Source organism: Clostridium sp. Marseille-Q5894, assembly GCF_946902305.1.
In the GTDB taxonomy this organism is placed as follows: Bacteria; Bacillota_I; Bacilli_A; order Erysipelotrichales; family Coprobacillaceae; genus Thomasclavelia.
This window is the reverse complement of sequence record NZ_CAMPPT010000005.1, coordinates 240,840-256,346: the sequence shown is the minus strand read 5'-3', so window position 1 is coordinate 256,346 and position 15,507 is coordinate 240,840. Positions and strand designations below refer to the sequence as shown.

The window sequence follows — 15,507 nt, the reverse complement described above, 5'->3', positions numbered from 1 at the left end:
ATGAATATTTTGCTATTCATTACTAGCCACACGATTCTCACTATTTGTCAATAGCTAAATAAAAAAGTCTCTTTAAATTACATTAAAGAGCTTTTTCAGTATTTTAATGCCTAACTTAATGACATTGTCACGACATCAGGTATTTTTTTATCAAAGAAAATATCTAATTTTGCTGTAACGAATCCCATCATTAATGCAATGATGATTCCTCCTTGAAAACCAACAAGTTCGATTGGTAAACCAAAAATCCGAATAACATCTGGTACGACTGTTCCACTACCAACAGAATAAGCATTAGCTAGTGAAGAATCCAACATGATCGCACCTACAACTAAACCTAAGATCGGTTTCCCGCCATATCTTTTACACGCACTATAACATACAGCCATTGGTAAAATAGCGAAAATACCATTTGATGCTAAACTGACAAGCTTATTGAGTGCAAATAATGTTTCATTATTTTTGACAACATCCCAATTTCCTAAAACACCTGTAATCCCTGTTAATAAAGCTGCCGCTAGGATACCTGGCATGATATCAATAAAAACATCAGATAATGATTTAATAACAGTTTGAACTGGATTTTGTTTTTTATTACTTTGATCTTTAATATCTCCTAAAGACATATTTTCAGTATGCGTATAGCGACTAAAAACTTCATAAACTTCATTAACAAGACCTGCTCCAAAAATAATTTGTAACTGATTTCCAGCAATAAATACCCCTTTTGCTAAATCTACATCATCGAGCTTTTCCATATCAGCCAAATCATTGTTCTTTAGAACGATTCTTAATCTTGTAGCGCAATGTGCAGTTCCTTGAATATTATCCATTCCTCCTACATATTCCACTATCTCTTTTGAAATTCGTGAATACTTTTCTTGTTTCGTTTCTCCCATTTTTCTTCTCCTTTTTATATTTTATGGTACCGGTTCCTTACAACATCAATATACACTAATTGTAAGCGCTTGTCAACAATAATGTGGTATCGGTTTCATATTTTTTTATAAAAAAAGAGAAATTCATCATTTCTCCAGCTTCTTTACACTTTCTCCTGGGATAAATTGATATCCAATTATCGTTTCTTTATCAACACTTTCACCTTTGATCAATTGTATGATCGTGTAACCAGCCAAGACTCCAGCTTCTTCATTATCAAAACGAATCGTACATAAACTAGGTGTGATCAATTCTGATATTTCATAACCACCAAAGCCTGTCAAAGAAACTTCTTCAGGCACTTTGATATTAGCTTCTTTTAATTCTTTAAAAGTCGCTAAAGCAATATTGTCTGTTGCACAAATAATCATAGAAGGACGATGTCTTTTTAATAAATTATGTACAACTTTCCTTGTTTTATCAAAAGTAAAATCTGTTTCTACCATTTTTACATGATCGATACCATATTCTTTCAAAGCATCCATGACACCTTTTTTTCTGACATATCCTACTGCTTCATCGTATCCGCCAACCCCTAAGAAAACAATGTCTTTGTGATGATTCTTAGCAACATGTCTTCCAATATCGTAACCAGCATGATAATCATCATTAAGTATAGAAATACCATCACTGATCTTCTGAAACAAAAATACGATCGGTATATCAAGCTTATTCAATAAAGTATGATGTGCCATTGTCACATCTGTCGCTAATAAAACGATTCCATCAACTCGCATATGCCATAGTTTCTCTATTGACTTCAATTCTTCTAATTCATCATGATTTGTATTGATGATCAACGGTGTATACCCCTGATCTTTTAAATAAGCATCTAATGACATCAGCACTCTTGAAGAAGTTATTGATGTTAACGTAGGGGCAATAATGCCTATGATCTTTGTTTCCTTCGCCTTTAAACTTTGGGCAAAAGTATTTGGCTGATAATGATATTCATCAATTATTTTTTTAATTTTATCGCGGGTTTCATCTTTTACGTAACCACCATTAAAATATCGTGAAACAGTTGTTTTTCCTACACCAGCCATTTTTGCGATATCCTGCATTGTTAATTTTTTATCTTTCATTTTCATCCACTCACTTACAAAACATTATAACAAATAAACCATCATATCTCTATAGTACAAAAACTCATTATTTAAATTTTTAATTACATTTTTTCAACGAATTATATTTATCAGTTATAAAAACAGCATTTTTATTTTTGCCTCTTTCTAGATGACAATGCACATTATAATGATTCATAGCTTATATTGAGCTGGTGTATTTCACAACATTTAATAGCCTTAGATTATATTAATTTTTTAGACCTCCTTTTATTTAGAATAATCAATAATAACATTTAATGCTTCTTCAGGATACGAAGCTTTTTCGATTGCTTTTTTTAATTCATCAATACAATATTCATGAGTAATAATTGATTCTATATCCCATCTATGACTTTCCATTATCTTCATCACATCTTCAACATCTTCTGGAAAATATCCACCACTACCAATAAGTGCTTGTTGAGCATAAGTCATATGTAAAATATCTACTGGTCTTTTTCCAGCATTAACTGCAACAACGACCATACGACTAATAATCTTGCCCATATCATGGAATATTTCTAATATTGAATCAACTCCAGCAGCATCAATATAAATATCAACATCAGCGGTAGTTCCTTGTAACGAAGGCGCTTTTCCAAAATATTCGATAGCCTTTGTTTTTAAATCATCACAACCATTATTACATACTTCAAAACCTAATTTTTTAACTATATCAAGTCGAAAGTCAGATATATCACAGACCATGACCTTATCACAACCAAAATACTTTAAGGCTATAGCTGCAGCAATTCCAATCGTCCCAGCCCCAAAAACGATTGCAGTTTCATTTTCTTTTGGTTCACTTCTTCTTGCAGCACGACAGCCTACAGTAAAAGGTTCAATCAAACAAGCTGCTTTTAGTGAAATATTATCACTAATTTTATAAATCTGTTTATTTAATGTTGCATTGACAATTGGAATATACTGAGAAAATCCTCCTGTTGTTCCAGCCCGTGCAGGATCTCCTCTAGCAAGTAACGGATATGGATAAACAACATCACCGATATGTATAGCTTTAACATTTTTTCCAACTTTTACAACTTTACTAACCATTTCATGACCAAATTCACCACCAATAGTTACCTTATGTCCGGTATTAGGACCATGTTTATAAACAGCCACATCTGTTCCACAGATAGAGGCATATAGGTTTTTTACAAGAATATCGTTGTCACCTATTGCTGGCATTTCAACTTCTCTTATTTCGACATTTTCTTTTCCTAAATAAATTCCTGATTTCATTTTTATACACTTCCCTTTCATTACGATTTTATTTGAAAACGTTCAGACTGATAATGAGCTGTTTTTTGAGTTTTATCTTTTGTCGTTGAAAATCTTATCTTATCATTTAAGCAATAACTTATTTTCAATTCTTTTAATAATTGCATAAATGATCGCACATATTTTTCTGTTTCAATATTCTGAATAAAAGTGACATTAAATGACTGCGATGTAGCTGTCATATTTACTGTTATACCTTTGATTCCACCTGAATAGAAATGAATAGCATCAATAAACTGGTTGCATTCACCTAAATCAAATGTACCTAAATAACTTAAAACAAAACTATTAATTGTCATCGTATCGTAAAAAGACATTATTTTTTCTTTTCTTCCATTGTTTTGAGTTGATCTAATTTATCATTCATACCACTAAACATATTCGCTGTTTGTTTGACATAGTTTAGATCTCGCTGTTTAGCTATACTTTCTCTATATTTTGTGCATAATTCTTTTAAATTCATTTGATTATCTTTTTGGTCGAATGAAAGATACATACTTCTGACACAGTTTTTGTGAGTATGAGGCAACCCTAATTCCTTTCTCATATCAGTTGCTATAGAACAAACAATAGGTTTATCTATATTTGAATTATTGATATATATCGATTTTGAAATTAAATAAGACATCAAAATAGCCGGTGTTGCATTGACCCTTTTGGCAAATGATAAATACTCCTGAGAATTTATTTCTATTTCAAAACGATAATCTTCATCTTCTATTTGATGATCATATTCGGGAAGTTTAAAACTATCTTTATTAATAAGAGGTTCTTCAAAAGACTGAACTTCATATTTTTTATGAAACAGTTCTGCTGTTTCATAAAAAAACATTGAATCAGTTGATTTTCTGACATGGAGTGCATCATAATCTCTATTATTAAGTTTAACAAAATAATAATAAATCAGTGTTTCAACAAATGGTTTGATTCCTCCTCCATCACATAAGGCGTGATGAAATGAAACATAGATGTGTTCTTTATAATAGCTAACCTCAATTAAATGATAAGAATTTGATAAACTTCCTAAAGAACGGAAAGATTTACTTCTTCTAACTGTTAAAGCAATATTTTGATTATCAGCAATATAAAAATCACCATTTTTTTCAACTAGTTTACTTGCTAGAAAGGATGTCTTTTCATTGCTTCATTTAATGCCTGTGTTAAGATAGACCCTCTGATTTTCTTTTTTAATCGCACATCAATAACAGTACAATTCAATCCTTCTTTACGATAAAGAAAAGATTGTCCAGAACGTATTTTTCCATAATTTACTCTCCATTTTCATACCTATCTCATTATTATATATCTAAATACCGTTTCATCTTTTTTGATGATACAATACAATTAATCCCAATAAAAAATACCATCAAACATACAGCAACACCGGATATTAAATACAATATTTCTTCAGATTTAATATTTCCACTTCCAAAAGAAGCTATCATTGCACTTTCTAATGATAATACAGATACACATGCATCAACATAACCAATACTTCGAGTTGCTTTTAATAAAGGTGATTTCAATTTATTTACGGTAAAAAGATAAATTACCGATGAAATTCCCTTATAAAAGGTATATCCAGCTACAATAAAAATAATATATCCAGGATAACTTTTACCTCCTTCAAAATTAACTAAGAGAACTACTGCTCCTATTAATGTTATTGTCATCAAAATCAATAAAATCCCACAACGAGAATATATATATTTATTTCCTGTAACAAGACTCGCTGGGTACGTTTCATTTTTGATATTTTTGATTCAGATCTAATAACCATAAAACGCATAATACTTAAAAATATATAATAAGCTGATAACGTAATAAACCATGGCGAGCAATGCATAATACCAATGATCCCATTAAAAATTGCAAATATTATATTTAAAATAAGACTACAGCTTGTCATAACAAAAATTTTATATCGATAATCTGAATGTATTTTATTGATAAACTTATATCTTTTTCATTTGTAATATACTTTTTTTAGAATAAATAACAATATAATAAGTTGATGCAATAAATGATATAGCGGCTATAACATAAATTATGATACTTATCCATTCTGACAACATATGTGTAGATACCTGTATGAGCGATATAGTTGAAAAAATAAGTGTAATGATATAAAGAAGTATCCTATACTTAAAACTTAGTGCTTTTATTTGCTGTATTATATGTTTTATTTTCAATTTTCTTATCATGTAAAATAAACCTCAGTAATTAAACAACTATAAATTCTTAAGTTGAATAGCTTTGTCACATATCTGATCTATTTCATCATACTTTTTTTCAACATAAGGAATGACTTTTTTTCGTTGCTTTTCCATCAACTTCTTATTTAAGAAGCAAGGCAAAATCCAGCCAATAAAACCTGGAATGGCAAATATAATACATGGGATAACTAGTGGCGGCTCTTGAATAACTGCAAATGTTGAAAATGCCATAAATATCGTTCCGATCATTGCTATTGTTAAAACAATAGTAAGTGCATAAGAACGAACAGATTTTTGTAATTCTATAATTTCACAGAAACAAGAATCAAGATTTCTTTCTAATCTTGTAAGCTCTGTCTTATTAACGATATGGTGCTAGAATAAAAACTGTACCAGTTAAATGGAAGAATTAGCAGTCCTGTGGTACAATGTCATGAGTTAATTATAAGAAATGAAAGAGGTATATGATTATGAGTTGTTAAACTGCAAACTCTCCCCACTTTGCAACTGCAAATTAAAATAATCAGATTTTTATACTTTTTGAATTGTAACCGCAAATTATTTTAACTTGTTATCTGTTAAATAAAAAAAGAATGCAATTATGCATTCTCTTGTTTTTTCATATATCGCTTTTATTCCATATGCTATTTTTAAACTTATTTCAATATCTTCAAATACTTCATATATCGCTTTCATATTCCAATAGACATCTCTTGGATGTGCAAGTTCTACATTTTTTCTAATATCAATAAAATGTATGCACCATTCATTTAATAAATGCTCCATCTGACACCATATTATTTTATCTTTTATTTTTATTGAAAAATCATATACTGGTGTTATTACCAGTCCTTCTATTGTTCCTACACACTTTTCTTCTTGTGAATTTCTATATATAATCCATAATCATTACCCAATCATCAATTCCTTGCTTGCTTTCATTATTAATTCACTATCTATTACATCTTTTTTATAATGCATTCCCAGTATCAGACTCTTGTTTATTAAAAGGTTGAGTATTCTTACAGAAGTATTCATTAATGAATATAGTGTATGATAACATTCTTCTTTGAAAAGATCGCTTCTGCAGTTAACTGATTTGAGTCTTGAGACAACATAGTTTTTGACCTCTTCTTCATTGAAGCCAGTAAATGTATAATTCATATTGATGCGTTGTCTAAATGGTTCAAGTGATTTGAGTCTTAATGTTCTTAAAAATTCATTCTGCCCTACAAATATAAGTGTGCAGTAATCTTTAGAATCATAATCAAAATTCATAAGCATGATGAATTCTCTGAGTACTTCTTTTCTTAAAAACTGTGCCTCATCAACAGCTATGATGACTTCCATCTTGTTTTCTGATGTCAGTCTTTTGAGTTCTTCCTGTATCTGATTGAACATTTGCGATTTCTTCGTTGTTTCTTCCAGACCAAGTGCATCATTAAGCATACGATAAAAATCAATCGCTGTTATAGTTGTCATGCATATATAGATGACGACATAACGATTTGGATTGAGTGATTCAAGTGTCTTTCTTAAACATGTCGTCTTTCCCATTCCTGGACTGCTTAAAAATACACCAATACCCCTTGAACGTATGATAAAATCCAGTCTATTTGTCATCTGATTGAAATCATTCGATGCATAAAGTGTTGAAACTGTTGCATCCTTGGTAAAAGGATTTTTATCCATTCCATAATATGTTGTCATTTCCATCAGTAAATGATCTCCTCTCTTCTTGTTTTTCCATTTTCAACTCTATCTGTTCTCTTTAGGAATACTTTTTTCTTTTGTGATGTATCATAAAGATATGTTCCTTCAAAAGTACGAGGATTATAACGAATAATAACTCGAATCCCTATATAAACAGAAGGAACATCAAATAATACATTCTCTATAAGAACTGTTGAATCTCCATTAACCTTTCTTGTCGTTTCATGAAGAAATACATCATCAAGCCATGAAGAATAATCAGCCGGTGATTTATTGGAAAGTCTTGATACTTCAATATCTCTCATATCATACATATACCTTTCAAATGGTGTATGATTATCGTGTTCATCATCTTTCATGGATGAATGGACCGTTCTGTTGTATTCATTGATCCATTTATTGAGATCATCATTCAATTGATGGAGTGACTGATAATCACTTCCTTTATGTACATCTAAAAATCTCATTTTCATGGTATGAAAAAATCTTTCAATAACAGCTTTTCCCGTTGGAGAATAAGGGGGATTATAGATAATCTTAGTTCCCAATTTTGCTTCTATTTCTTTTGTGCTCTTATTTTTATAGCTGCTTCCATTATCTAAGATAATGACTTTGCTTCTCCCATACCTTAAAACAGCATCATGCCACACTTTTTGAAAGTTGACTGCATTATCATTGAAAAAGAATTCAGCACCAACGATCATCCTTGAATGATTATCAATAATAGCTATCAGATATGTTTTTCGATATTCTCCATTTTTATCAAAAATATAAAATGTATGACATGTATCAGCTTCATATCCATCACATGAATGGGCAAATTCCCAAGCCCTTCTTTCTTTGGTCAGTGTTTTACCCTGTCCGTTTCTTAAACCACTGTTTTTGATATAACGCTGAACCGTATCTACCGAACAGTCTCCTTGATTTAACACACCATCTTCGATCATTTTTTCATAGATCATAACTCCTGTTATTTTAGGATATTCTTTAATGAGATTAGCGATATATTTCTTATGTTCCTCATCAAGTTTCCTGACTCTCCCAAGATCGAGTCTATCTTTAGGCATAAGTCCTTCAAAGCCAAATTTTCTGTAAATATGGAGCCAGTATTTCATTGTCTGTCCAGAAAAGTGGCGTTTTGTACCATCAGGCCATTCAATTTCACTGTTTCCAATGCGCTTGAAATAGGCAGTTATAGAATCATCAGTAAATGTATGTGAAACAACTGGCGCAATCATCGAAAATTTGACCTGTGCTACAAGCTTTCGATACTCATAGCTGTCTGTTTTTTGTATATTCATATTATTTTACCTCCTGATTTGAGTATAGAACAGACAATCATGAAATGACATTGCCAACATATTTATTTGATTATCTTTCAAGAACGATCAGGATATTGATTGAAACAGCTTGCGACTGTTTTGAAAAAGAGTATGAAGAGTCATACCGAAAATATCACTGATGAGACTTTCGTAGTCATAGATCAAATGAATGAAGAAATGCATATGATATTTATTTTTTAAAAAGCTGAATATCCTTAAATAATATGAATATTTTTTTATCCAGCGGTAAAGTGTTGAAACAGATATCTGAAATATATTGACGATTTTTTCAATGGTCAATGAAGAAAACATCTTCAAAGAGAGGACATGAAGTACAAAAAATATGGAATATGATGAATGAGGTATGATAAAAGAAGCAGGCAAAATAGAATGAAAATGACCGTCATTACGGCAGTACATCACAGGGACTTCAAGCATCTGATCATCAATTTGGCCATTATGAAAAGAGATATAATGTCTCTGATAGGACTGATAATATTTGATATTGGAAGATTTACAGACGATGCCGTTATGAGTATGTAAAGATGACAGCTCCAAATGATTGAGACAGTAGAATTCGAAATCGCGGATTTGTGAAAAAGAAGGTTCATTATAGAATTTAATATTTTGAGAATCAAAAGCTGACTTGATATTGAGTATAAAATCCTGTATCATATAATTTGTATCATCAGTATCAACTGACGATTGAAAAGGGACAGTGTTAGAGGGTGAGAAGCTTTAACGGGCTGTTTCTTTTCTTTTTCCTTTCATAATATTGATCGATAGATATCATACACTATTCTGCAAATAAAAAACAGATTAAGGTTGATGCAGTGCAGTTTGAAACGGCATCTTTCTTAATCCGTTTGTTTTTTTTATTTGCAGTTTTTGTATTATTTTTTTTGTAGAGAATTTGCGGTTTAACAATGAGTAAACCAACATTTACAGATGAATTTAAACAGGGAGTTGTTGACTATGTACTGCAGCACCCTGATGAATCCAAGGTCGCTATTGCCAAACACTTTGGTGTTGCTGACAGTACTGTTCACAAGTGGCTTAAAGATGCTAAAAATAATAATGGTACAATTAATTCCAGGGGCAGTGGCAACTATTCCAGTGATGAAGCTAAAGAAATTGCCAAACTAAAAAAAGAACTTAAGGATACAAAGGATGCTTTAGATGTCCTAAAAAAGGCTATTGGCATACTGGGGAATTAACTAAGCAGGAACTGTATGATCAGATCAAGAAAAAATCTGACGCTGATCCTAAAGCTTCAGTTACCAGTATGCTTGAAAAATTGAATATCAGTAAATCTGGATATTATGACTACCTTAAAAGAAAACCATGTAATCAAAAAATAAGAAGAGCTAAACTAGCTGTTAGAATCAAGGAAATACACAAGGAATCAAAAGAAATATATGGAGCACCTAAAATAACCCAGATACTTCAAAGAGAAGGACATAAGGTTAGTGAAAGATTTGTAGGGAAACTAATGAAAGAAAACAACATTAAAGCCCACTATATCAAGCCATATACTAAAACAACAAAAGACTGTGACTTTTCCAGCAGATTACATAATATTCTAAAAAGAGATTTTAATCCAAAGGCGCCAAATGAAGCATGGTGTACAGACATAACTTATATATACACACATGATGAAGGATTTGTATATCTAACCAGTATAATGGATTTATATTCAAGAAAAATAATAGCCTGGACATTAAGTAAAACACTGGAGGTGGATGAGGTATTAAAATGTCTGGAAACAGCAAAGAGCAGAAGAAAAACAGCCAATCCAGTAGTAATACAAAGTGACAGGGGAATACATTACACATCGAGGAGGTATCGAGAGCTGACAAGGGATATGGTGTGCAGCTATTCAAGAAAAGGTAATCCATGGGATAATGCATGTATAGAATCATATCACGCATTAATAAAAAGAGAGTGGCTAAACAGATTTAAGATAATGAATTATCATCAGGCATATCAGCTGGTGTTTGAATATTTAGAAGGATTCTATAATACAGTAAGAAGGGAATGTCAAGAAATTTGTGTAAGTAATTTTATTAAATTGTCAAAGAACTAGGGAATGTCAAGAAATTTGTGTAAGTAATTTTATTAAATTGTCAAAGAACTATAGAAATGACTTATATCGAGTATATATAGGTCATTTTATTTTTCTAAATATTTTTGGATTCTTGTTGAAAATCTATCATCCATCATTAATTGATTCATAACCATTGCCCAATTTGATACACGCCCACCTGACCATTTTTTCGATAATTCAAGAACTCTTAAATATAACACTTTTAATACCGCTGTCTCATTTGGAAATGCTCCTTTTTTTATGACCTTTCTAAAACTTGAATTGACACTTTCAATTGCATTGGTTGTATACATAACTTTTCTGATGGCTGATCCATAATCAAACAGCTGTTCTACATGATGAATGTTCCTTTCCCATACATCAACTGCTCCCGGATATTGTTTCCACTCATTCTTGAATGTTTCAAATGCGTTTTTGGCCGCCTTTAAACTAGGAGCTCCATAAACTTTTTTCAATGATTGTGTAAATCGCTTATAATCCTTGCTTGGGACATATTTAATAGAATTCCTTATAAGGTGGACAATACATCTTTGTACCACAACATTGGGAAATATTGCTTTCGCACCATCTTCAAGTCCACTAACACCATCCATAGATATAAAGAAAACATCTTCCACACCTCTCGCTTTGATTTCATCAAAAATCTGCATCCATTTATGCTTGCTTTCTGTCTCGTTTAACCATAACCCCAGTATTTCCTTGTTTCCATTGATGTCATAGCCTAAAACAGCATATACAGCATATTCCTTTACCTCATAATCATTTCTTACTGTCACATATAAACAGTCAACAAACAAGAATGCATAACATTGAGATAGTGGTCGGTTTTGCCAGTTTTCCAGTTCAGGAATGATAGCATCGGTTATATCGGAAATCATTTCATGAGAAACCGAAAATCCATAGATATCTTCAATTGTGGTTGATATATCTCTTTGAGACATTCCTTTTGCATACATTGAGATGACTTTATTTTCAATGTCCGAAACATCTCTCGTTCTCTTAGGAATAATTTGCGGTTCAAAAGATGCCTCCCTGTCTCTAGGTATATTAATATCTAATTCTCCTCTTGATGTTTTTATTTTTTTAGGAGAATAACCATTTCTTCTGTTTAATGTCTTTTTTTCTTCTTTACTGTTAGATGCATAACCAAGATGGTTGTTCATTTCTCCCTGAAGCATTGATTCAAATAATGGTCCAAAAATATCTTTTAAAGCTTCATCCATATCCTGTGCTGATTGTGGATTATAAGTATCAATAATTTGTTGAGCCAAAGCTACTGTTTTTGGATCTCTTTTTATTCTTGCCATATTTCATTAACCTCCATATTTTTAATTTTGATAATAAGAAAAGTGTGTAGCAGTAATATAACACATATTACTTACTTACACACTTTATTTTACACTCCCATTGAAAAGGGACAGTGTTAGAGGGTGAGAAGCTTTAACGGGCTGTTTCTTTTCTTTTTCCTTTCATAATATTGATCGATAGATATCATACACTATTCTGCAAATAAAAAACAGATTAAGGTTGATGCAGTGCAGTTTGAAACGGCATCTTTCTTAATCCGTTTGTTTTTTTTATTTGCAGTTTTTGTATTATTTTTTTTGTAGAGAATTTGCGGTTTAACAATGAGTAAACCAACATTTACAGATGAATTTAAACAGGGAGTTGTTGACTATGTACTGCAGCACCCTGATGAATCCAAGGTCGCTATTGCCAAACACTTTGGTGTTGCTGACAGTACTGTTCACAAGTGGCTTAAAGATGCTAAAAATAATAATGGTACAATTAATTCCAGGGGCAGTGGCAACTATTCCAGTGATGAAGCTAAAGAAATTGCCAAACTAAAAAAAGAACTTAAGGATACAAAGGATGCTTTAGATGTCCTAAAAAAGGCTATTGGCATACTGGGGAATTAACTAAGCAGGAACTGTATGATCAGATCAAGAAAAAATCTGACGCTGATCCTAAAGCTTCAGTTACCAGTATGCTTGAAAAATTGAATATCAGTAAATCTGGATATTATGACTACCTTAAAAGAAAACCATGTAATCAAAAAATAAGAAGAGCTAAACTAGCTGTTAGAATCAAGGAAATACACAAGGAATCAAAAGAAATATATGGAGCACCTAAAATAACCCAGATACTTCAAAGAGAAGGACATAAGGTTAGTGAAAGATTTGTAGGGAAACTAATGAAAGAAAACAACATTAAAGCCCACTATATCAAGCCATATACTAAAACAACAAAAGACTGTGACTTTTCCAGCAGATTACATAATATTCTAAAAAGAGATTTTAATCCAAAGGCGCCAAATGAAGCATGGTGTACAGACATAACTTATATATACACACATGATGAAGGATTTGTATATCTAACCAGTATAATGGATTTATATTCAAGAAAAATAATAGCCTGGACATTAAGTAAAACACTGGAGGTGGATGAGGTATTAAAATGTCTGGAAACAGCAAAGAGCAGAAGAAAAACAGCCAATCCAGTAGTAATACAAAGTGACAGGGGAATACATTACACATCGAGGAGGTATCGAGAGCTGACAAGGGATATGGTGTGCAGCTATTCAAGAAAAGGTAATCCATGGGATAATGCATGTATAGAATCATATCACGCATTAATAAAAAGAGAGTGGCTAAACAGATTTAAGATAATGAATTATCATCAGGCATATCAGCTGGTGTTTGAATATTTAGAAGGATTCTATAATACAGTAAGAAGGGAATGTCAAGAAATTTGTGTAAGTAATTTTATTAAATTGTCAAAGAACTAGGGAATGTCAAGAAATTTGTGTAAGTAATTTTATTAAATTGTCAAAGAACTATAGAAATGACTTATATCGAGTATATATAGGTCATTTTATTTTTCTAAATATTTTTGGATTCTTGTTGAAAATCTATCATCCATCATTAATTGATTCATAACCATTGCCCAATTTGATACACGCCCACCTGACCATTTTTTCGATAATTCAAGAACTCTTAAATATAACACTTTTAATACCGCTGTCTCATTTGGAAATGCTCCTTTTTTTATGACCTTTCTAAAACTTGAATTGACACTTTCAATTGCATTGGTTGTATACATAACTTTTCTGATGGCTGATCCATAATCAAACAGCTGTTCTACATGATGAATGTTCCTTTCCCATACATCAACTGCTCCCGGATATTGTTTCCACTCATTCTTGAATGTTTCAAATGCGTTTTTGGCCGCCTTTAAACTAGGAGCTCCATAAACTTTTTTCAATGATTGTGTAAATCGCTTATAATCCTTGCTTGGGACATATTTAATAGAATTCCTTATAAGGTGGACAATACATCTTTGTACCACAACATTGGGAAATATTGCTTTCGCACCATCTTCAAGTCCACTAACACCATCCATAGATATAAAGAAAACATCTTCCACACCTCTCGCTTTGATTTCATCAAAAATCTGCATCCATTTATGCTTGCTTTCTGTCTCGTTTAACCATAACCCCAGTATTTCCTTGTTTCCATTGATGTCATAGCCTAAAACAGCATATACAGCATATTCCTTTACCTCATAATCATTTCTTACTGTCACATATAAACAGTCAACAAACAAGAATGCATAACATTGAGATAGTGGTCGGTTTTGCCAGTTTTCCAGTTCAGGAATGATAGCATCGGTTATATCGGAAATCATTTCATGAGAAACCGAAAATCCATAGATATCTTCAATTGTGGTTGATATATCTCTTTGAGACATTCCTTTTGCATACATTGAGATGACTTTATTTTCAATGTCCGAAACATCTCTCGTTCTCTTAGGAATAATTTGCGGTTCAAAAGATGCCTCCCTGTCTCTAGGTATATTAATATCTAATTCTCCTCTTGATGTTTTTATTTTTTTAGGAGAATAACCATTTCTTCTGTTTAATGTCTTTTTTTCTTCTTTACTGTTAGATGCATAACCAAGATGGTTGTTCATTTCTCCCTGAAGCATTGATTCAAATAATGGTCCAAAAATATCTTTTAAAGCTTCATCCATATCCTGTGCTGATTGTGGATTATAAGTATCAATAATTTGTTGAGCCAAAGCTACTGTTTTTGGATCTCTTTTTATTCTTGCCATATTTCATTAACCTCCATATTTTTAATTTTGATAATAAGAAAAGTGTGTAGCAGTAATATAACACATATTACTTACTTACACACTTTATTTTACACTCCCCAGTAAGAATCCACTCACATTGTGAATATTTATCACCAAATGAATATGAGAACAAATATATATTAGAGGAAACTAACTAATTTTCTTACATTTAGTTAGTCCGAAATCTTGACATAGGACCAACCTGTTTCTCAACATTTAGGAAATCAATTACTCTCATATACACATAAAAATAATATTTTAATTATTGAAGATGATTATAATAGAAAGTTGACATACCACTCAAGAGATAGATATTCTAATTCTTGAATTTCTTTTGTGATTTTCTTTATCGTCTTATTCAACTCCATTCCTTATAAAAAAAAGAACAACTTCATACGAAGCTGCTCTTCTTATAAATTCCAAACTTATTTTAAAAAATATATCATCTACATGATCTTTAGTATAATCAGTAGCAATTAAATTTATTCCAGTAAGAGCCTTAATAAGTTCTCTAACTTTTAATTCACTTTGATGATCACTAAATCTCTTTTTCCATTCTACAATATATTGGTATATCATATTTTCAGTCACTTCATGATATGTTTCTTTTAAATTATCAAATGAAAATAAAATAGTCGTAATCAATTCTGCCTGATTTGTATCCTTCACTCTTTTAAATAATT

The 15,507-nt window shown here is 31.5% G+C and carries 17 protein-coding genes; 4 read left to right on the top strand and 13 right to left on the bottom strand.

What is annotated here, in order from left to right; genetic code table 11:
• Positions 1 to 110: 110 nt before the first annotated feature.
• From OC535_RS09780 to OC535_RS09735, 10 genes are all read right to left on the bottom strand, one after another.
• Positions 111 to 899 (bottom strand): PTS transporter subunit EIIC, encoded by a 789-nt coding sequence (locus OC535_RS09780; RefSeq protein ID WP_498823702.1) that lies wholly within the window; start codon positions 897 to 899, stop codon positions 111 to 113.
• Between the two features lie 126 nt (positions 900 to 1,025).
• Positions 1,026 to 2,024, bottom strand: coding sequence for a LacI family DNA-binding transcriptional regulator (locus tag OC535_RS09775; RefSeq protein WP_227052526.1), 999 nt, complete (start codon positions 2,022 to 2,024; stop codon positions 1,026 to 1,028).
• 249 nt (positions 2,025 to 2,273) lie between these two features.
• Positions 2,274 to 3,290 carry a zinc-dependent alcohol dehydrogenase gene (locus tag OC535_RS09770; RefSeq protein ID WP_498823701.1) on the bottom strand — a complete coding sequence of 339 codons (1,017 nt, stop codon included), beginning with the start codon at positions 3,288 to 3,290 and terminating at the stop codon, positions 2,274 to 2,276.
• A gap of 20 nt (positions 3,291 to 3,310) precedes the next feature.
• A complete protein-coding gene (locus tag OC535_RS09765) occupies positions 3,311 to 3,646 on the bottom strand; it encodes a hypothetical protein (RefSeq protein ID WP_498823700.1) in 336 nt (111 codons plus the stop codon).
• On the bottom strand, positions 3,646 to 4,161 hold the full coding sequence (locus OC535_RS09760; RefSeq protein WP_498823699.1) for a hypothetical protein: 516 nt from the start codon (positions 4,159 to 4,161) through the stop codon (positions 3,646 to 3,648). Before OC535_RS09760 ends, OC535_RS09765 begins: the two co-directional genes overlap by 1 nt.
• Before the next feature lie 466 nt (positions 4,162 to 4,627).
• Complete coding sequence (locus tag OC535_RS09755; RefSeq protein ID WP_498823698.1) at positions 4,628 to 5,002, bottom strand: hypothetical protein; 375 nt, start codon at positions 5,000 to 5,002, stop codon at positions 4,628 to 4,630.
• 558 nt (positions 5,003 to 5,560) lie between these two features.
• Positions 5,561 to 5,776, bottom strand: coding sequence for a hypothetical protein (locus tag OC535_RS09750; RefSeq protein ID WP_498823697.1), 216 nt, complete (start codon positions 5,774 to 5,776; stop codon positions 5,561 to 5,563).
• Between the two features lie 327 nt (positions 5,777 to 6,103).
• On the bottom strand, positions 6,104 to 6,442 hold the full coding sequence (locus tag OC535_RS09745) for a DUF6618 family protein (protein WP_498823073.1): 339 nt from the start codon (positions 6,440 to 6,442) through the stop codon (positions 6,104 to 6,106).
• A 12-nt stretch (positions 6,443 to 6,454) separates the two neighbouring features.
• Positions 6,455 to 7,261 carry an ExeA family protein gene (locus tag OC535_RS09740; protein ID WP_051592760.1) on the bottom strand — a complete coding sequence of 269 codons (807 nt, stop codon included), beginning with the start codon at positions 7,259 to 7,261 and terminating at the stop codon, positions 6,455 to 6,457.
• Complete coding sequence (locus tag OC535_RS09735) at positions 7,261 to 8,559, bottom strand: TnsB C-terminal domain-containing protein (protein ID WP_027089463.1); 1,299 nt, start codon at positions 8,557 to 8,559, stop codon at positions 7,261 to 7,263. Before OC535_RS09735 ends, OC535_RS09740 begins: the two co-directional genes overlap by 1 nt.
• 947 nt (positions 8,560 to 9,506) lie before the next feature.
• On the opposite strand from OC535_RS09735, the gene OC535_RS09730 reads away from it, so the two are divergent.
• Both OC535_RS09730 and OC535_RS09725 read left to right on the top strand, forming a co-directional pair.
• Complete coding sequence (locus OC535_RS09730; protein ID WP_498823696.1) at positions 9,507 to 9,797, top strand: transposase; 291 nt, start codon at positions 9,507 to 9,509, stop codon at positions 9,795 to 9,797.
• Positions 9,798 to 9,808: 11 nt separating this feature from the next.
• Positions 9,809 to 10,666 (top strand): IS3 family transposase, encoded by an 858-nt coding sequence (locus OC535_RS09725; protein WP_498823706.1) that lies wholly within the window; start codon positions 9,809 to 9,811, stop codon positions 10,664 to 10,666.
• Positions 10,667 to 10,752: 86 nt separating this feature from the next.
• Here the strand turns inward: OC535_RS09725 and OC535_RS09720 are convergent, their stop codons facing one another.
• Positions 10,753 to 11,994: an IS256 family transposase gene (locus OC535_RS09720; protein ID WP_498822983.1), complete on the bottom strand. Its 1,242-nt coding sequence runs from the start codon at positions 11,992 to 11,994 to the stop codon at positions 10,753 to 10,755.
• A gap of 321 nt (positions 11,995 to 12,315) precedes the next feature.
• Here OC535_RS09720 and OC535_RS09715 point away from each other — a divergent pair, with 321 nt between their 5' ends.
• Both OC535_RS09715 and OC535_RS09710 read left to right on the top strand, forming a co-directional pair.
• Complete coding sequence (locus tag OC535_RS09715) at positions 12,316 to 12,606, top strand: transposase (protein ID WP_498823696.1); 291 nt, start codon at positions 12,316 to 12,318, stop codon at positions 12,604 to 12,606.
• Positions 12,607 to 12,617: 11 nt separating this feature from the next.
• Complete coding sequence (locus tag OC535_RS09710; RefSeq protein ID WP_498823706.1) at positions 12,618 to 13,475, top strand: IS3 family transposase; 858 nt, start codon at positions 12,618 to 12,620, stop codon at positions 13,473 to 13,475.
• 86 nt (positions 13,476 to 13,561) lie between these two features.
• Here the strand turns inward: OC535_RS09710 and OC535_RS09705 are convergent, their stop codons facing one another.
• Together OC535_RS09705 and OC535_RS09700 are read right to left on the bottom strand one after the other, a co-directional pair.
• Entirely contained in the window at positions 13,562 to 14,803 is a 1,242-nt protein-coding gene (locus OC535_RS09705; protein WP_498822983.1) for an IS256 family transposase, read from the bottom strand.
• 375 nt (positions 14,804 to 15,178) lie between these two features.
• Positions 15,179 to 15,469, bottom strand: a complete 291-nt coding sequence (locus OC535_RS09700) for a hypothetical protein (RefSeq protein ID WP_155855666.1) — start codon at positions 15,467 to 15,469, stop codon at positions 15,179 to 15,181.
• Positions 15,470 to 15,507: the final 38 nt, after the last annotated feature.